The organism is Arthrobacter alpinus (assembly GCF_900105965.1).
Taxonomy (GTDB): Bacteria; Actinomycetota; Actinomycetes; order Actinomycetales; family Micrococcaceae; genus Specibacter; species Specibacter alpinus.
Window position 1 is genome coordinate 553,106 of record NZ_FNTV01000001.1, and the last position, 17,437, is coordinate 570,542.

Sequence of the window (17,437 nt, forward strand, 5' to 3'; positions counted from 1 at the left end):
TCGAGCTTGTCGAGACCCAACGCTGCATCACTTAACGGCGGGTTTCGCCCAACCCTGCATCAGTTTCCCGGAAGATCTTTGCTGAATGCCAGGAAAGGGAGAGTCTCTGGCGCTGCGTCAACGTCGAAATGGGCCTCATAACCGGTATTGAGGTACAGGCCCCTGGCTTCGGGTTGGCGCGGGCCCGTGGTTAGGTAGACGCGGCTGTAGCCAAGGTCCACGGCCGTGGCCTCCAGTTCCGCCAGCACGCGGCGCGCAAGGCCGCGGCGGCGATGTTGTGAATGGGTCCATATCCGCTTAAATTCGGCGGTGTCTTGAGAATAGCGGCGGAAGGCACCGCCTGCCACCGAGACTCCGTTCTCCTGGATGATCAGCACGGCACCGTCCGGCGCGGCGAATTCTTCCGCCGGGTACTTGTTGAGTTCGGCCGCCGCGTTGCCGGCACCGAACAGATCCGCATACCGGGTCTCGTATTCCACGGCCAGCTCGTCAAGGAGCGGGCGGACACGATGGTCCGACAAAGGTAGGGACAAGACGGTGAGGTTCTCGGTGTCTACGGGTGTGCTCATGATTGTGTCCTTCCGCTGAGCAGCGTGAGATCGGTTTTTTCGGCCAAGGCGTGCAACACCAGCCGGGCGAGGGCATCGTTGTCCCGAAAAGGTGCCGCGTTACTGTTTGGGCGGGCAAATGCTCCGGAACCCCACGCAGATGTGCCAGGGCCCACGGCGAACAGAGTCTTGGCTTGTTCGCCACTGGGACCCACCACCTGATGTGACGCCGTAACGAGCAGGCGTCCGGTGGAAACTGTACCGTCGGCGGTCAGCAAATGCTGTTCGGTGCCGCCGCCGCTGCCGTGAAGATGGGTCAACACCGGATTGTCGGAGTTGACCACCGTCGGTGCTGGCAGCCGGGCCTCGATGAATGCCGCAGCCTTGATCCCAGAAACGCCGCCCCCAGCCGTTGCCACAAACAAGCCGGTTGCCTCCTCGGTGGCCACTGTGAGCCCGGGGCCCAAGAACTCCAGAAGACCGGCCCGGTGAATGGCCAGGATCTGGCGCAGCCGGTGTGGTGGCGGTCCGGAGTCCACGAAGCTAAAGAAGCCATGCCACCAACCTTGCACAGCCGCATGCGACCCTGCCGTTAGGCGTTCGGCCGGGACGATGGCCGCGAAGTTCATGTAGGCGCGCAACAGACCCAGGAACAGGGCCAGTGTTTCTGGATGCTCGTCCCCGTCTCGCAACCGAAGGTCCTTGACAATGTGGGCCATCACGGCGTCGCGAACGGAGTCTTGATCCGTGAGTGTCGCTGAGGCCAGGGGATGGTCCAGCTGTTCAAAGTCCAGCCATAGAGAGCGTTCGGGAACAGCGGAGGCGACCAGGGCCTCACGATCGGGACTGTACCAATCCAACCGGGCAAACTGTGAGGAGAAAACCGCCCAATCCGTATTCACCTGCTCCGGGTTGCCAGTGAAAAGTTCCTGGTAGTAAGCGTGTGCTGTGTCCTTGGCAATGAGCGGCCACAGGTGGGTGCGGAAATCCAATTCGCTGTGCTTCGCCAGGAGCCGCGTGACAGCATCTTCGGTAAAGAACGGCGCCGGGCCAAGAGCCTCGCCGCGCAAGGTGGCAGAGATCTTGGAATGGTAGGGAACGCCACGGCGCGAGCCTGCCCACAACCTGGGTTCGCGGCCGGACGGCACATAGTCCAGTTCGCCGTCGTCCTTGGCGATGAAACGGCCGCCGCGCCCCTCCATCAGCAAGACTACGAGGTCAACGAAGGCCAGGCCCATGCCGGAAACGATCACGTCCTCACCCGGTGTCAGCGCGGAATAATCCACATCGGTGGTGTAAGCAGGTGCGGCATGGAAACGGCCGTGTCTGGCCGCGAACGTTGCGAATTCCGCCGATCGGCCGTGCACCTTCGCATCGCTGTGGCCCACGGCAAGCACCACGGCATCTGCCTCCACCCGTGCTCCGCCAGCCAGGGTGACAACATGGCCACCATCGCCGGAGGGTGAGATGACACGAGCGGTGTCGTGATGAATGGTGACAGTGGCGTGTGGTGCGAGAGCGGCCACGGCTCGCCGGAAAAACCACTCCAGATAGGCGCTGTTGAGTTGACGGGTAGGGAAGGATGCGCGCGTCAATTCCGCAGCCTGCACCTTTAGGTGGTGCGGCAATTTCGGCGCATCGCTCAAGGTCCCGGCCGTGATGGCGGCCGCCCATTGGGCCAGATCGGGGCCATCGGCCACGGGACCCGCGCACACCACGGAGGCATCGGTAAACATGGTCACATCCCCGGCCGTGGAATTGAGCATCAGCCCGGGGTCCTGGTCAAAGCGCCAGATCCGGCCTGAACCGGCGCGGAACGGCTCCACCACGTGGATGTTCACGGACCCGGAGCTGAGTTCGGCAGCATTGGCGCCGAGGCGTTCCAAAATACCGGCTGTTCGTGGCCCGCCGCCAATGAAGACGAGGTTCCTATCGTGGCGAGGCATGAGAGCTCCTAGCGCTGCCGGTGGTCTCGCAAGATGGCCTGCGGAGCACCTCTACGGAATGGGTGGATTCCCCATGCTAGGGCGCCGCGAAGGGGCCCAAAAAGGTGGCTGTCATGCCCGTTCACCGCCGTTCACAGGGCGTCATTCTGCGTTCACGAACCGACATGTGACGCCGTGCGTCCCATCATGAAGCAGTGCAACGGGTGCCTTGGACGATGCCCAAAATGGCGCCTAGATTTGCAGCCATCGAGCAAGTAAAGAGTCAGTCAGGCACAGGAAGAATCGAGGTGGCTCATGGGCTACGCACCAACCGAGGTGGGCACATCGGCCACCCAGACAGATGAGGCCGCCCCAGGGCAGAACATCCCAGCAAAGCACGACGCCGGCACGGCAGCTGGCGGCAGGGGTGCCACGGTGCCACCCAAGACTGGGACGGGCGGCGGCGTTCCGCCACGCGCTGTTGCCGATTACTCAGGCTACAAACTGGTAGCCGCCAAACATCCCTGGCGTTGGGTTGGCACGGTGGTGGTGGCCCTTGGCCTGGCAGCGATCCTGTGGTCGCTGGCCACCAACCCGCGCTGGGAATGGGATGTGGTGGCGCAGTGGTTCACGGCAGAATCCGTGATCCGCGGTTTGGGTGAAACGTTGAAACTGACGGTCATCGCCGGAGCGCTCGGCTTTGTGTTGGGCTTTATTTTGGCGCTCATGCGGCTTTCAGCCTCGCCATTGTTGGTCTCGGTGTCCTGGACGTTCTCCTGGATCTTCCGATCCACACCTCTGTTGGTGCAGATGCTGCTCTGGTACAACCTCGGCTATCTCTACGAAAAGATCAGCCTCGGCATCCCTTTCACCAGCGTGACGTTCTTCGAGGTTCAAACCACCACACTGATCAGTCAATTTGCCGCGGCCATCCTGGGCCTGACGCTGAATCAGGCCGCGTACTCGGCGGAGATCATTCGCGGCGGCATCCTCTCCGTGGATCAGGGACAGCTTGAGGCGGCGTCGGCGCTGGGCATCCCGGCCTGGCGCAGATCCACACGGATCGTCCTGCCGCAGGCCATGCGCTCCATTCTCCCCACGGCGTTCAACGAGATCATCGGCCTCGTCAAGGGCACCTCCATTGTCTATGTGCTGGCGTACTCGGAGCTGTTCTACACCGTGCAGGTCATTTACAACCGCACACAGCAGGTTCTGCCCCTGCTGCTCGTGGCAACGCTTTGGTACATCGTGATCACCTCGGTGCTGAGTGTTTTCCAGTACTACATCGAACGGCACTACGCCAAGGGAGCTGTGCGCACGCTGCCGCTGACGCCGCTGCAGAAAGCCAAGAAGTTCTTCACCATCCGCACCAACGCCAAGGACCTGCGATGACCATCACCGAAACACAGGCTCCGGCGCCTACCAGCACACGCGGCCTGGTGGAGATTACCGATGTCCACAAAAGCTTTGGCGCATTGCATGTCCTCAAAGGTGTGTCCCTGACGGTGGAGCCCGGGGCAGTGACAGCCATTCTTGGCCCGTCGGGCTCAGGGAAGTCAACGCTGCTACGCACCATCAATCACCTCGAAAAGGTGGATTCTGGTTACATCGCCATCGATGGCTCCCTGGTGGGTTACAAAAAGCGCGGACACAGCCTGCATGAACTCCGCGAAAAGGAGATCCTCAAGCAACGCACCGAGATCGGCATGGTGTTTCAGAACTTCAATCTCTTTGGTCACCTCACCGCGCTGGAGAACGTGACGGAGGCACCCGTCGTGGCGCAGGGCAAGACCAAAGCCGAGGCCCGCCGTCGTGGTTTGGAATTGTTGGAACGGGTGGGCCTCAAAGACAAAGCACAGGCCTACCCGCGCCAACTCTCCGGCGGGCAGCAACAGCGCGTGGCCATTGCCCGGGCACTGGCGCTGGATCCGAAGATCCTGCTTTTCGACGAGCCCACCAGCGCCCTTGACCCGGAACTGGTCAACGAGGTCCTGGACGTCATTCGCGAACTGGCCACCTCCGGCACCACCTTGATCATTGTCACGCACGAGATGGGCTTTGCCCGCGACGTGGCAGACACGGTGGTCTTCATGGACCAGGGCCAGATCGTGGAGAGCGGCACTCCGGCGGAGATCTTCGCCAATCCACAGCAGGAGCGCACCAAGAGCTTCTTCTCCAAAATCATTGAACCAGCCTTCAACATCTAAGGAACATCTCATGTCACAGCCTTCCCCTCGCCTTCGCACCCTCGCCGTGCTTCCCGCCGTCGTCCTTGCCGGCATGGCAGTGCTGACGGGCTGCTCCGATCCCGGGGCCCAGGCCGCGAGCAGTGATTCGACGACGGCGGCCGCCAACGGTGTGGTCTACAACAGTTCCCCTGAGCAGAACCGCATCCGTGCCGAGAAGGATGCCGCCCTGGTGGCGGAGGTGCCCGCGGCCATCGCCAAGGATGGCAAACTCACCGTGGGAACCACGGCTGGATCGGTGCCGCTGAGTTTTTACGCAACGGACAACAAGACGCCCGTCGGCTCGGAACTCGATCTTGCCCAGCTGGTGGCGGACAAGCTTGGCTTGGAACTGGATGTTCAGGTCACGGCATGGGAGAACTGGCCGCTCAAGACCCAATCCGGTGACCTGGAGGTGGTGTTCTCCAATGTGGGCATCAATGCCGACCGCGTGAAGCTCTTTGACTTTTCCACCTACCGGGCCGCCTACATGGCCTTTGAAGCCAAGAGCACCTCAAACCATGACATCAAGGGCTCCGACGACATCTCCGGGTTGAAGATCTCCGTAGGATCGGGCACCAATCAGGAAAAGATCCTGCTCGCCTGGAACAAGGAGCTGGTTGCCAAGGGCAAGGCTCCGGCCGAGCTGCAGTACTACTCATCCGACGCGGACACCATTTTGGCGCTGGGTTCCGGGCGCACGGACGTCAATATCACGCCCTACCCCTCCGCCGTGTACCGCACCAACACCCGCGATGATCTGAAAATCGTGGGCAAGGTCAACGCGGGCTGGCCCAATGAAACTCTCGTGGCGGCCACCACCCTCAAGGACAACGGCCTGGCGCCAGCCATCACCGATGCCTTGAACGCCGTGATCAAGGATGGCAGCTATGGGAAGGTCCTGGCTCGCTGGGGTCTGAGCGAGGAAGCTCTCCCGGCCGCCGAAACCATTACCGCAGCCAATTACAAGGCAGGCGCCAAATGACCTCGCAGCCAAGGAACGTTCCCGAAGAACAATTCACGCACAGGAGTAACCATGTCTACACCCACTGATACTCGCCTTGATGTATTCACCACGCAGTGGCAGCACTGGCACGACGCCCACGAAAAACTGCGCAGTGATCCCCACGGTTTCCTGGCCGTCACGGATCTGCACTGGCTCACCGCCGACCCCGCGGAGCTTGCCGGCGCGCCGGGGAAGTGGCGCGTTGCGGACGACGCCGTTCATCTCACCTTGGATGCCGGGGAAAGCCTGCTCCGCGACGGCGTGGAGCTCAACACCCCTGAAGCACTGAACGCGGACGGCGAACTGGTCTTTGGGCCCATCGCCGAACGTGACGGCTTCAACCTCGGTTATGGCCAGAGTGTGCTGGAACTGGCCAAGCGCGGAGGCGGATACATTCTCCGACCCCGCGATCCGAACAACGCGTTGCTGCGCCACTACCGCGGCACACCAAGCTACGCCCCGGATGATCAGTTTGCGCTCGCAGCAACCTATGTTCCCTTCCGCCAACCGCGCGAAACAACCGTTGGCGCCGCCGTCGAAGGTATTGCGCATGTGTACCAGGCCCCAGGCCAAGTGAAATTCAAGATCAACGGACAAGAGCTGGAGCTGACAGCATTCAACGGATCGGCACCGGGTACTTTCCAGGTGTTGTTTACGGACCAGACCTCGGGGGACACCACATATGCGGCCAACCGGTCCCTGACGTTTGCTGCTCCGGAGGAGGGAGGCTCGGTGTCACTTGATTTCAACCGCGCCGTGAATCTGCCCTGTGCCTATACGGACCTGGCCACCTGCCCGTTGCCGCCAGCCGAAAACCACCTTCCTGTCTCGATCGCCGCTGGCGAGAAGACCCCCTTTGAACGAGAGGCCGCCGCATGAGCGCCACAGATCAGCCCCGCAAGGGTTTCCTAGCCCTGGAGCTTGACGGAGACGGGGCGCACCCGGCTGCCTGGCGGGCAGCACGTCACACACCTGCCGAACTTTTGACCGGTGATCGGATCAAAGCCACAGTACTGGCCGCAGAATCGGCAGGCTTCCACATTGCAACATTTTCCGATGGTGAGGTGGGCGACGGGGCGGACATTGGGGGCCGGCTCGATGCCGTCCAGCGCGCAGCCTTTGCCGGGCCGCTGACGCGCAGCATTGTGCTGGTTCCCGAGGTGGACACGGTTTATACCGAGCCGTTCCATGTGGCGACCCAGCTGGCCAGCCTGGACTATGTTTCCGGCGGCCGGGCCGGTTGGCTCGTTGCCGCGAGCGGCACCGAACTCGAAGGGGCAGCCGTGGGACGTGGAGCTGTAGAAGGGCGTGCGCTGGTCACGGAGGCGGCTGCTTCCATTGAGGTTGGACGCCGGCTCTGGGATAGCTGGGAGGATGACGCCGTGATCCGTGACGTTGAATCCGGCCGATACCTGGATGTGGACAAATTGCACTATGCAGACTTTGAAACCGGTCCCGATTTCCCAGGCCAGGGGTATTCGGTCAAGGGGCCGTCCATCATTCCACGTCCATTGCAAGGGCAGTTGCCCGTGGTGGCGCCGGCCGCATTGGTGGCCGGGGGACTAGCCGTGGGCGGCCCGGATTCCGGGATTGATGCCGTGTTGGTATCCGCCCCCTCGGCAGATGTTCTTGCCGCGGAGGCTGGGCGTGTCCGCGAACGCTCCCAAGGCGCGGTGGCCGTCATCGCCGAGTTGGACGTTGTCCTCGATGCCCGCGGACAAAGTGCAGCCGAACGGGTTGCCGAACTCGACGCGCACACCCCGTGGACCAGCAAGCGCGCCCGTTACGCAGGCGGGTCGGCAGGCCTCGTGGAACTGTTGACGAACATTCTGGCCACGGCCGACGGCGTCCGCCTGCACCCGGCCGTCCTGGACGTGGATCTCGATGAACTTTCCCGCGTGGTGCTGCCGGAACTACGGCGGCGTGGTGTTTTGGCGCCGACAACAGCCGATGCCACTTTCCGTGACCTGCTGGGTTTGGCACATCCGGCCAACCGCTATGCGCACGTCGAGAATTAAGGACAGACCATGAGTGAGAACAGCGAAATAGGAAACGGCTTCATTCCCAGTGGACAGCTGCAGTTTGGTGTCTTCTTCCAGGGCGTCAACTCAGGCACCGTGTGGAAGGCAACGGAATCGGGATCGCAAACAGACTTTGATTCCTTCCGCCACCTGGCACAGACTGCCGAGCGAGGGATCTTCGCAGCATTTTTCCTCGGCGAAGGTTTGCGGTTGCGCGAGCATCTGGGCCGCCCCCACGCCCTCGATGTGGCAGGCCGCCCGGATGCCCAGACCATGCTGGCGGCCTTGGCAGGGGTAACCAACAAGATTGGGCTGGTGGCGACTCAAAACACCACGTACAACGATCCTGCCCACCTGGCCCACCGGTTCTCCACCCTGGATTTGCTGTCAGGTGGCCGGGCAGCGTGGAACGTTGTCACCACGGACAACGCCTGGACGGGTGAGAACTTCCGCCGTGGCGGGTATCTGGACCATGCTGACCGATACCGCCATGCGGAGGCATTCGTGGAGACGGCAAAAAGGATCTGGGACAGCTGGGAAAGTGGCGCAATTGCCGAATCCGAGACAGCGGCTGCATGGTCCACCCCGGGTTCGGTCCGGAAGGTTAAGCACACAGGCGAGCACTACACCGTTGACTACGCCCCAAGACTGCCCCGGAGCGGGCAATACCGGCCCATCGTGTTCCAAGCCGGCGATTCACCGGAGGGCCGCGACTTCGCGGCCCGGCAGGCCGACGTCATCTTTTCCGCGCACCCGGCCTACGAGGCGGCACTTGCCTTCCGCCGTGACATCGTTGCCCGGAGCGTTAATGCCGGCCGTGGCCCGAATGACGTGCAGATCATGCCGGCGAGCGAGTTCATCCTCGGGGCGACTGCCCAAGAGGCGTTCGAGAAGAAGGAATGGGTTCGCAGCCTGCAGATCGGGCCGCAACAGGCCATTGCCTACCTGGAACAGTTCTGGGGGCGGGAACTTTCTGAGTACGATCCAGATGGTCCGTTGCCTGCAATCGATCCCGTGGTTGTGGAAACCTCCGAGACCCGGGGGAGTGGCTTCCATGGGGCCAAGGCACGCCAATTGGCGGACCAGTGGCGGGCGGAGGCGCTCGACAAGGGATTGTCGATCCGGCAGTTTGTCAGTGGCAAGACCAGTCGGGTTGATGCCACATTCACGGGTTCCTATTCGGACGTTGCCGACCACCTTGCCCGCTATGCTGCCACGGGTGCTGTGGACGGCTTCAACATCTCGCCGTGGCTGGTTCCCACCGGACTGGACGACATCGTCAATCATTTGGTCCCCGAATTGCAGGCCCGCGGCGTGTACCCCACCGAGTATGCCGGCACCACCCTGCGTGATCACCTGGGGCTGCCCATCCCCGAACGCCCGGTCGCCAACGACGGTGCCAGCGAGATAGGGCTGGAACTAGCCGCCCGCCAACTCCAGCTCTAGCAACGCTCGCTCACTTATGGGGCAGTTTCAGCGAACGCTCCTGCACCTCGTGCAGAAGCGTTCCGGAATTCAGCCCCATAAGTGAGCGAGCGTTTGGGGATCGGGTACGGACGACGGCGGGAGGTGACCTTTGAATCAAAGGTCACCTCCCGCCGTCGTACTCCGGTGCCAAACCTAGCTGGCCGGCAGTCCGGGCGGATTCAATTCAGATTCCTTGACGGCCTCGCTGGAAAGACCCCACTTGTCCAGAATCTTGGCGTAGCTGCCATCGGAGATCAGGTGGTTCAGGCCCGCCTGTGCCGCAACGGCAAAGCCATTGCCTTTCTCGGTGGTGACGGCAATGCTTGCGCTCAAGGGCCAGCCGCCGTCGACGATTCCCACCAGCTTTGACTTGCCATCCGTGGCGGCTTTGTAGGCACCGGAGGGATTGGGGCCGAACGTCAGATCAGCACGCCCGGACTGCATCGCCAAAGTGGAGGCGGAGTCGTCGTCGTAATACTGGAACTCGACTGGTGCCAGCCCTTTGGCGACATTTTCCTTGTCCCAGGCCAGAAGGATCGCTTCCTGATTGGTTCCAGATCCAACAATCACCTTCTTGCCGGCAACATCCGCTGCCGATTCCACCTTCGTGATCGGGCTGTCCGTTGTTGCGTAGAAGCCCAACACGTCTTCGCGGTACGTGGCGAAATCAAACTTGAGCTTGCGTTCCTCGGTGACCGTCACATTGGATATGACGGCCTCGTATTTCCCGGACGCCACTCCCAGTGGCCAATCTGCCCATGCCACGGGCACAATGTCCGCCTCGAGACCCAGCGACTGGGCAACAGCGATTGCTACATCCACCTCATTGCCAATGGGTGTCTTGTTGTCAGTTGCGTATAGGCCCAAGGGAGCCGTGCCCAGTGCGACCGCAACGGTGAGCTTGCCGTCCTTCTTGATCTCGTCGGGGACCAGTGCGGCCGCTGCCGGGTCTTTTGTGACGCTGACCCGATCCTGTTGGGGTGTCAGATTGAATGTTTTGGTGCCGGAGGTGTTCGCGGCAGCTGGCGCCGCACTGGCACCGGGGTCCGAGCACGCCGCCAGACCAAGGAGCGCGGAGGCGGCTACGGCGATGCTGAGAGCTGATTGGGTGATGGGATGTTTCATGGTTTCCTCTGCCAAAAGTTGGTGGATTGGTGTGGTGACAGCAACTATCCGGCAGCCTGTGGTCCAGTTACAAAGCGCAGGAAACGCACAGATATACACGTTCATGGTGCGTAGTCCTGCGACTCATCAGGACATGGCGCTGAAGCCATTCAGGCCCGGATTGCCAGGGATTTTTCTCCGCGTGCGATGCAAATATTACGGTTTGCAACACTGCACTCATGGCATTGTGAAACGCTCTAAACACGAAGCCGTCTGCAGGACCCGCAGCACCGGTCACCTTTCACATCAGCAGAAAGACATCATGACATTCAACGCAGCATCACAGACCGGGTTTACCCCAACAGGCCAGCTCCATTTTGGGGTCAATCTTTTGGGGCCGGCCGCACAATTGGGTTTTGATGAATTGCGGACCCTGGCACAAACGGCGGAACGAGGATTGTTTTCACTGTTGACCTTGGACGAACGGTATTGGCTGCGGGAAGATCCCGGAGCCGTATCCGCCACGGATCCGTCCGGCAGCAATGATGTGGCAACGCTGTTGGCCGCCCTTGCCGCCGTAACCGAAAACATTGGTCTTGTCGCGGCGGCTGCCCCTGACTATGACGACCCGGCGGACCTCACCCGCCGCATCGCTGCCCTGGATTCGATTTCCGCCCGCCGGGCGGCATGGCACATCCTGGCCGATGGAGCCATCTACGGGGACGCGGCCCTCGAATCGGACAACGAAGGCATCGCCTCAGCTGACGGGCGCCGCAGCCTGATCGAATCCACCCGGCGAGACTGGGAGGCTTTAGCCAAGGAAGATCCCAAAGGGCCCGTGGAAACGCTGGGTGCCTTCGAATGCGACGGTCAGCTCTACAGTGTGGGTTTGGGTGCGCTTCGCCAATGTGAATCGAGTCGCGGCCCTGTCATCATCCATGATGCCGAATCCGCCCAAGATGTTGCTTCCGCCGATTTCGCCGACGTGATCATTTCGGTGGCGGCGAGCTTGGAAGAAGCCCTGACTTTCAGACGAGATGTGGTTGCGCGCAGTCTACAAGCCGGGCGGGGTGCCGACGCTGTGAAGATTATCCAGACCGCAACCTTCGTCCTGGCGCCAACGGCCGACGAGGCGGTTGGGAGGGCGGACTGGATGCGTGAGCAGTTGCCCGACTCTGTGTGGGACGCACGGACGTTCATTGGATCCTACGCCGGCGTTGCCGAAACCTTGTTGGACTTTGCCCGGTCAGGCGCTGTAGACGGATTCACGGTGATGCCCTGGCTCTTCGCCAACGAACTGGCCGATATTGTGAATCACCTGGTTCCCGAGCTGCAGGCGCGAGGAGCGTACCCCGCCGACTACGCGGCCAGCACCCTTCGGGAGAATCTGGGCCTGTCGGGACGCGGTCCTGGCATCAAGGGCGGCGCCACCCACACACTGCCTGTCATTGAAGTGGGCGATTTGGATGACGTTCGGCTGGATCTCGATTTGCGCATGGAAGTGATTGTGCAAAAAATGCAGGGCTGAATGGGGCCTTTGTTACGCCCCGTCACCTCATGTTGAGTGCCATTGAGTCGTATTGCCGAGGATGTCGGCAACCTTGGCCGGGACGGTGTCGAGGTGATGGTGTAGCAGGACATCCTCGAAAGGAAGCGCCATGTCACCGGAACTCTCCGTCACACCCCAGCAACTACGCAATGTCCTCGGCCACTTCGCCACTGGACTGACAATCATCACCGCGGCGACGCAGGGAGGACCTGCCGGATTCACCTGCCAATCTTTCGCCTCACTCTCACTGGATCCGGCGTTGGTGACGTTCAGCCCGGCCCGTACATCCTCCACCTGGCCGCTCTTGCGTGCTGCGGGACGCTTCACGATCAACATCCTGCCCGCCGAGCACCAGCACCTCTCGGCACAGTTTGCGCGGTCAGGTGCCGACAAGTTCGCCGGCGTGGAGTACACCAATTCACCCTTGGGAAACCCCATCTTGGACCAGGCGTTGGCCTGGGTGGACTGCGAGCTTCACCAGGAGTACGACGGCGGAGACCACACCATAGTTGTGGGGTCCGTGCGCGCCCTGGAAGCAAGGTCAGAGGCCGAGCCTTTGCTCTTTTACAAGGGAGCGTATGCCGGCGTCGCACCGGTTCCTGTCCTGATAGGCACCAACGCATGATCTGCACTAGACAGGTTCGCTGCGCATGAACCCGTCTAGTGCAGAACGGCCGGGTCCTGTTTCGTATCCTTGGCGGGGAGCCAGAAAAGGAAACTAATCAGGGCCACGGCGGTTGCCATGAGGAAGGCCGGGCCGTAGGAGAAAGCATCCACAAGGAATCCGGCAGCGATGGGTCCGATGATGGCGCCCAGGTCTGAGCTCATCTGGAATGTGGCCAGCACCTTGCCGCCGGAGCGTTCGTTGCCAATGATGTCGGCCACGGTGGCCTGCTGTGCGGGGCCCATGAGTCCGCTGCCCAAGCCCGCGATCGCGGAGACCAGGAAGAACCAGAACTCGGTGCCTGTGAACCCCAGGGCGCCCATTGCAAGGCCGTTCACAGCCAGGCCGGCCAAGATCATGGGCTTGCGGCCCCAGGTGTCGGTCAGCCGGCCCGAGAAGGTCAGCGCCACACCGGTGCCAATGGCAAACACGGCCAGGGAGATGCCGGCAACCTCGGGGCCTGCGCCAAGGGCCGCCGTGGCGAACAAGGGCACAAGCGCCATGCGGATGCCGAAGGCTGACCAGCCGTTGGCGAATCCGGATGTCAGAACAGCGCGGTAGGCCGGCAGCACCAGAGCCGTCCGCAGCGGCAGAACTTCCTTGGCTGCCGCCCTTCGTGCATGGGAGGGGACAACGGCCGGGAGCATGGTCGCCACTAGGACCGCCACCAGCACCAGCGCAGCGGCGTAGACCAGGAACGGCAGGTGAAGGCCAAGACCGGCCAACAATCCGCCCACGGCAGGGCCGGCAATGTTGCCCAGCAAGAATGATCCGGAGTACAAACTGGAAACCCGGCCCCTCGCCAGTGGGGGAGCCAGCCGGATGAGCAAGCCCATGGCTGCCACCGTGAACATGGTGGAACCGATGCCGCCAAGTCCGCGGTACACCAAGAGCTGCCAGTAGTTTTGTGCAAAGGCACACGCCGCGGAGGACACGGCAACAATCAGGATTCCCACAATATAGGTGCGACGCTCTCCCATGCGTTCAACGAGCCAGCCACTCAGAGGGGCAAAGACCAGGCGCGTGAAAGCAAAGGCGCTCACCACCACGGCAGCGGCTGTGACGCTGACATCAAAACTTTGGGCGAATTGCGGCAGCACGGGGGCCACAATGCCGAAGCCGATCGCGATCATGAAGGCGGCCGCAACGAGCACCTTGATCTCGCGGGGAAGTTTCACCGGAGCTGGCTTTGCGGAATTGGGGGAAGGGGAGCTGATCATTCTCATCAGCTAAGAGTTTGTCACAGGGTGGCTGAAACTGGCGTGTTGTGGGCACCATGAGAGACTGGGTGAGTGAACGATCTTCTCCCCATCATCCTGTCCATTGTTGTTGGGCTCGCCGTCATTGGCGGGCTCATCCCCGTCTTCCTGAAGGCACGCCGCAACAGCCAGAACTACACCGGCCCCCGCGATGCCAACGACCCGGCACCGTTGGATGCCGCCGACGCCCAAGGCGACACGCTGGTCGCCGATCGCCCGGATACCCAGGCTCCGGCGTCGGACCTTGAAACGGAACTGCTTGAGCCAGAAGCCCCGGCTGCCCCGTCGCTGGAGACTCCACTGCCCGTTGAAGGCCGTCTGGTTCGGCTGCGTGCGCGCCTGTCGAAGTCAAACAACGCGCTGGGCAAGGGCCTGCTGGCACTTCTTTCACGCGACACCATCGATGAAAACGTGTGGGAAGAGGTCGAGGAAACGCTGCTGCTGGCTGACATCGGCACGGATTCCACGATGGAGTTGGTGGATACCCTGCGCGACCGCGTGAAGGTTTTGGGCGTGCGCAGCCCCGAGCACGTGCAGGCGATGCTGCGCGAGGAGCTCATCAAGCTCGTTGATCCGACCATGGATCGCAGCCTGAACATTGACCGTCACGACGGCCGCCCCGCCGTACTCATGGTGGTCGGCGTCAATGGTGTCGGCAAGACCACCACAGTTGGCAAGCTTGCCCGTGTCCTGGTCGCCGAGGAGAAGGACGTGCTGCTGGGTGCCGCGGATACTTTCCGCGCCGCGGCTGCCGAGCAGCTGGCCACGTGGGGTGCCCGCGTGGGCGTTCCCACCGTGAAGTCCGACGTCGATGGTGCAGACCCGGCCTCTGTTGCGTTTGAGGCGGTGAAGGCTGGCATCGACCAGGAGGTTGATGTTGTCATGATCGACACCGCAGGACGCCTTCAGAACAAGGTTGGCCTGATGGACGAGCTGGGCAAGGTCAAGCGCGTCATTGAAAAGCAGGCCACGGTTGATGAGGTGCTGTTGGTGCTTGATGCCACCACGGGCCAGAACGGTCTGACGCAGGCAAAGGTTTTTGCAGAGGTCGTCAACATCACCGGTATTGTGCTGACCAAGCTGGACGGCACGGCCAAGGGTGGGATCGTTGTTGCCATCCAGAAGACGCTGGGCGTTCCCGTGAAGCTGGTGGGCCTGGGTGAAGGTGCCGATGATTTGGCTCCCTTCGACGCAGAGAACTTCGTGGACGCCCTCTTGAGCTAAGCGCCACTGATCGGATGCAACAAAGGAGGGTGCCCGCTTTGGCGGGCACCCTCCTTTGTGTCTTGTGTCTATCCCATTGCGGCCGTTACGGCCGACGTCCGGCAACGAGGATTGAAACGAGCATGGGTAGCAGCGGCAGGCACAGTGCCGTGAGGAAAGTCGGTCCGAGCATGCGGAAATAAATGTCAACTTCACCTTGGCTAAACATGACGTTCCAGAACAACAGCCAGGCTGCAACGACCATGATTGTTGAGGTACGCCCCAGAGCCACAGCCACGAGCCCCACGTTTCTGCGCAGGGCCACCGCCACACCCAGCACGAGAACCAGCAGTTGGAGTCCGAACGCGGCAATGGGGGCCGAACCCAGGCCCCACAGAATCTTCGACACCACAGAGACACGAGTGTCCTGGGAGTACTCTGCCTGGCCGCTTTCCTGAGTGTGGTGACCCAAATAGTTCATTTGCGGTCGAACCAGGGCCAGAACCCCACGTTCTGACAGGCTCACCAAGCGCTCCGGGTGGGTCAGGTAAAAGCCAGCCAATTTCAGGTTGGCAACCTCAGTTGTGAACTGCTCGAAGTTCGGATTGTTGACCCCAGAATCGGCCGTTCCATAACTGGTCCCGGCGTACCGGGCAAAATCAGCGCCTACCCCAAACCACGCCAAATCCCCTTCAGGGTTGGGGCTGTAAGCCAAAACCTCCGCGAAGACTGCGTTGTACAGCTGTGCTTCACGGTCTTTGTGCGCAGTGGCGCCCAAGGCCAGGGCAGCTCCGGCGGTTAGTACAACAATCACCATGGTTGCGGCAATGCGCCGGATGAACCGGTATTTGCCGGTGGCCTCGAGGGTAGTTGAAGCGCCCACGCGAGTACGGGATGGACGCCACCAGAGGGCCAGCGCCAGCGCTGGCAGAATCGCCACTGTTTGCGGATCCGCTGTAAATACACAGAGGGCGGCCACAGCCACGCCTACGAGACCTGGGATGGTCACCGTGTCGCGGCGCCAAAGAAATAGCAGTGAGACAAACAACCCGAAGAGCCCCAGAAAAAGAGCTGCTTGGGGGTATGGGGAAACGAAAAAGACGGCAAAGCTACTGTCTGAGACGACAGCGGTCATTCCAGCAGCTGCCAAGAGGCGGAACGGCAAGCGGCCAGGGCAGGCCACAACAAAACCAGCCAACAACAGTCCAAACACTGCGGCGCTGACAACGGCAATTGCGCGGGTGTCCAAACCATCGCCCCACCCCAGCACCGGCGTCAGGAGCTGGCCCAGCCACGCCAGAAGATGCGGCGAGGAGAACCAGTACAGCGAGTCACTATTTGCCGGACAGGCCTCTCCAACCCAGCTGTGAGGAACCCACTGCGGGAAGATGAACTGGGTGAACTCTTGGTAGCTCCAAGGGCGGACATTGCTGAGTCCCAGCCGGCACATCATCATGAACCCGTCGCCACGGTCTGCGACGCCAACGGTGGAGGGCAGCAGCAGCCGAACGAGGACCACCGTGGCCGCCATGATTCCTGCAACGGCCGCGGCGAGGCCGTGATGTTGAATCCTACGAACGGGGCTGCCCGGGCTGAAAGTGGTCCCAAACCACCGGAATGCAAGGCTGGCATAGCGCTGGCGAGTGGGTTTCTCTGCGACTGCCACAGAAGCGTTTCCAGGATTGGCCGCGGGTTGATTACCGGTTTCGGGACCATCGCCAATTGTGGAAGACGGCCCATCATTTTCAGCTGATGCGCTACTGCCAGCTGCGGAAGTTTCAATCATGGAGCAAGGTGCCCTTCAAAGTCTTGGAGTCTTTCGATCGAACGGCGCATCGAAGCGTTGACATTCCATTTCCCGGCACAACGATTCCGGTAACCGCTACGCCTTCCGGGATGGGGGCGGGAGCAAAGAATTCTTCGGCAAATGGTGTGCACTTGCCCAGAACCTCAGCTTCGGGGGGATTGCTGTTGTTGATGTTCAGCCAAGCGTTGATATCTTCGCCAACATGTGGTTCCGAACACAAGACGACCGTCAGGCTGGGTTCCTTTGACGGTTCTGGAAAAGGCGCGTCCGGGTAGCATGTGCGCAGCCGAGCCGAGGCAGGCGTTGCCATCACGTCCTGGAGTGAGCCAGTGAGCAATACAGGTTCGTCACTGCCGGGGCTCTTGACCACAAGATCGCACCGAACCGTCCGGTCTCCAGCACTCCAAGCGGTTGTTTCTGGAAAGTAGGCTGTGATTCCAAGAGCAGAACTTGTGTCACGGTCCCGTGCACCCAGATAATCGCGCAGCATCTCAACGGTGCAGTATTGACTCGTTACCGCTGCCAAACGTGATGAGTTTGGGCGGGAATCGCTGGCGGCCAGACTGCCCAGCAATTTAGCAATCCGAAACGTCTCGCTGGTGTGATCCGAGGTGCAGGGGACTGCCGGCTTAGTGTCACTCACGGCCTCGTTTTCCTCA

Annotated in this window: 15 protein-coding genes; 9 read left to right on the forward strand and 6 right to left on the reverse strand. The window is 61.5% G+C overall.

Going from position 1 to position 17,437, the window contains the following annotated elements:
- Nucleotides 1–59: 59 nt before the first annotated feature.
- Nucleotides 60–569 carry a GNAT family N-acetyltransferase gene (locus tag BLV41_RS02480; RefSeq protein WP_074710255.1) on the reverse strand — a complete coding sequence of 170 codons (510 nt, stop codon included), beginning with the start codon at nt 567–569 and terminating at the stop codon, nt 60–62.
- A complete protein-coding gene (locus BLV41_RS02485; protein WP_074710257.1) occupies nt 566–2,494 on the reverse strand; it encodes an FAD/NAD(P)-binding protein in 1,929 nt (642 codons plus the stop codon). Before BLV41_RS02485 ends, BLV41_RS02480 begins: the two co-directional genes overlap by 4 nt.
- 294 nt (nt 2,495–2,788) lie before the next feature.
- On the opposite strand from BLV41_RS02485, the gene BLV41_RS02490 reads away from it, so the two are divergent.
- The 6 genes from BLV41_RS02490 to BLV41_RS02515 are packed head-to-tail and all read left to right on the forward strand — an operon-like array spanning nt 2,789 to nt 9,171.
- Nucleotides 2,789–3,865: an amino acid ABC transporter permease gene (locus tag BLV41_RS02490; RefSeq protein ID WP_083360564.1), complete on the forward strand. Its 1,077-nt coding sequence runs from the start codon at nt 2,789–2,791 to the stop codon at nt 3,863–3,865.
- Nucleotides 3,862–4,680, forward strand: a complete 819-nt coding sequence (locus tag BLV41_RS02495; RefSeq protein ID WP_074710259.1) for an amino acid ABC transporter ATP-binding protein — start codon at nt 3,862–3,864, stop codon at nt 4,678–4,680. The genes BLV41_RS02490 and BLV41_RS02495 overlap by 4 nt, the downstream gene beginning before the upstream one ends.
- A 10-nt stretch (nt 4,681–4,690) precedes the next feature.
- Nucleotides 4,691–5,683: an ABC transporter substrate-binding protein gene (locus tag BLV41_RS02500; RefSeq protein ID WP_074710261.1), complete on the forward strand. Its 993-nt coding sequence runs from the start codon at nt 4,691–4,693 to the stop codon at nt 5,681–5,683.
- 51 nt (nt 5,684–5,734) lie between these two features.
- On the forward strand, nt 5,735–6,583 hold the full coding sequence (locus BLV41_RS02505) for a DUF1684 domain-containing protein (RefSeq protein WP_074710263.1): 849 nt from the start codon (nt 5,735–5,737) through the stop codon (nt 6,581–6,583).
- Complete coding sequence (locus BLV41_RS02510; protein ID WP_074710267.1) at nt 6,580–7,722, forward strand: LLM class flavin-dependent oxidoreductase; 1,143 nt, start codon at nt 6,580–6,582, stop codon at nt 7,720–7,722. Before BLV41_RS02505 ends, BLV41_RS02510 begins: the two co-directional genes overlap by 4 nt.
- A gap of 9 nt (nt 7,723–7,731) precedes the next feature.
- Entirely contained in the window at nt 7,732–9,171 is a 1,440-nt protein-coding gene (locus tag BLV41_RS02515; protein WP_074710270.1) for an NtaA/DmoA family FMN-dependent monooxygenase, read from the forward strand.
- Between the two features lie 174 nt (nt 9,172–9,345).
- Here BLV41_RS02515 and BLV41_RS02520 read toward each other — a convergent pair whose 3' ends face one another.
- Nucleotides 9,346–10,317: an ABC transporter substrate-binding protein gene (locus BLV41_RS02520; RefSeq protein ID WP_074710272.1), complete on the reverse strand. Its 972-nt coding sequence runs from the start codon at nt 10,315–10,317 to the stop codon at nt 9,346–9,348.
- A gap of 301 nt (nt 10,318–10,618) precedes the next feature.
- Here BLV41_RS02520 and BLV41_RS02525 point away from each other — a divergent pair, with 301 nt between their 5' ends.
- Both BLV41_RS02525 and BLV41_RS02530 read left to right on the forward strand, forming a co-directional pair.
- Nucleotides 10,619–11,824 (forward strand): LLM class flavin-dependent oxidoreductase, encoded by a 1,206-nt coding sequence (locus tag BLV41_RS02525; protein WP_074710274.1) that lies wholly within the window; start codon nt 10,619–10,621, stop codon nt 11,822–11,824.
- A gap of 130 nt (nt 11,825–11,954) precedes the next feature.
- Nucleotides 11,955–12,470, forward strand: a complete 516-nt coding sequence (locus BLV41_RS02530) for a flavin reductase family protein (RefSeq protein ID WP_074710276.1) — start codon at nt 11,955–11,957, stop codon at nt 12,468–12,470.
- 35 nt (nt 12,471–12,505) lie between these two features.
- On the opposite strand, the gene BLV41_RS02535 is transcribed toward BLV41_RS02530, so the two are convergent.
- Nucleotides 12,506–13,735: an MFS transporter gene (locus BLV41_RS02535; RefSeq protein ID WP_074710278.1), complete on the reverse strand. Its 1,230-nt coding sequence runs from the start codon at nt 13,733–13,735 to the stop codon at nt 12,506–12,508.
- A gap of 66 nt (nt 13,736–13,801) precedes the next feature.
- Here BLV41_RS02535 and ftsY point away from each other — a divergent pair, with 66 nt between their 5' ends.
- Complete coding sequence (ftsY, locus tag BLV41_RS02540; RefSeq protein ID WP_074710280.1) at nt 13,802–14,992, forward strand: signal recognition particle-docking protein FtsY; 1,191 nt, start codon at nt 13,802–13,804, stop codon at nt 14,990–14,992.
- A gap of 85 nt (nt 14,993–15,077) precedes the next feature.
- On the opposite strand, the gene wsfD is transcribed toward ftsY, so the two are convergent.
- Nucleotides 15,078–16,637 (reverse strand): glycan biosynthesis hexose transferase WsfD, encoded by a 1,560-nt coding sequence (gene wsfD, locus BLV41_RS02545; RefSeq protein ID WP_170835407.1) that lies wholly within the window; start codon nt 16,635–16,637, stop codon nt 15,078–15,080.
- Nucleotides 16,638–16,749: 112 nt separating this feature from the next.
- On the reverse strand, nt 16,750–17,421 hold the full coding sequence (locus BLV41_RS02550; protein ID WP_170835408.1) for a septum formation family protein: 672 nt from the start codon (nt 17,419–17,421) through the stop codon (nt 16,750–16,752).
- Nucleotides 17,422–17,437 lie beyond the last annotated feature (16 nt).

What these genes read in the sequence shown, in the direction of transcription:
- BLV41_RS02485 (WP_074710257.1), bottom strand. Translation starts at nt 2,494, where the DNA reads ATGCCTCGCCACGATAGGAACCTCGTCTTCATTGGCGGCGGGCCACGA.
- BLV41_RS02525 (WP_074710274.1), top strand. Translation starts at nt 10,619, where the DNA reads ATGACATTCAACGCAGCATCACAGACCGGGTTTACCCCAACAGGCCAG.
- BLV41_RS02535 (WP_074710278.1), bottom strand. Translation starts at nt 13,735, where the DNA reads ATGAGAATGATCAGCTCCCCTTCCCCCAATTCCGCAAAGCCAGCTCCG.
- BLV41_RS02480 (WP_074710255.1), bottom strand. Translation starts at nt 569, where the DNA reads ATGAGCACACCCGTAGACACCGAGAACCTCACCGTCTTGTCCCTACCT.
- BLV41_RS02505 (WP_074710263.1), top strand. Translation starts at nt 5,735, where the DNA reads ATGTCTACACCCACTGATACTCGCCTTGATGTATTCACCACGCAGTGG.
- BLV41_RS02500 (WP_074710261.1), top strand. Translation starts at nt 4,691, where the DNA reads ATGTCACAGCCTTCCCCTCGCCTTCGCACCCTCGCCGTGCTTCCCGCC.
- BLV41_RS02515 (WP_074710270.1), top strand. Translation starts at nt 7,732, where the DNA reads ATGAGTGAGAACAGCGAAATAGGAAACGGCTTCATTCCCAGTGGACAG.
- BLV41_RS02510 (WP_074710267.1), top strand. Translation starts at nt 6,580, where the DNA reads ATGAGCGCCACAGATCAGCCCCGCAAGGGTTTCCTAGCCCTGGAGCTT.
- BLV41_RS02490 (WP_083360564.1), top strand. Translation starts at nt 2,789, where the DNA reads ATGGGCTACGCACCAACCGAGGTGGGCACATCGGCCACCCAGACAGAT.
- BLV41_RS02495 (WP_074710259.1), top strand. Translation starts at nt 3,862, where the DNA reads ATGACCATCACCGAAACACAGGCTCCGGCGCCTACCAGCACACGCGGC.
- BLV41_RS02520 (WP_074710272.1), bottom strand. Translation starts at nt 10,317, where the DNA reads ATGAAACATCCCATCACCCAATCAGCTCTCAGCATCGCCGTAGCCGCC.
- BLV41_RS02530 (WP_074710276.1), top strand. Translation starts at nt 11,955, where the DNA reads ATGTCACCGGAACTCTCCGTCACACCCCAGCAACTACGCAATGTCCTC.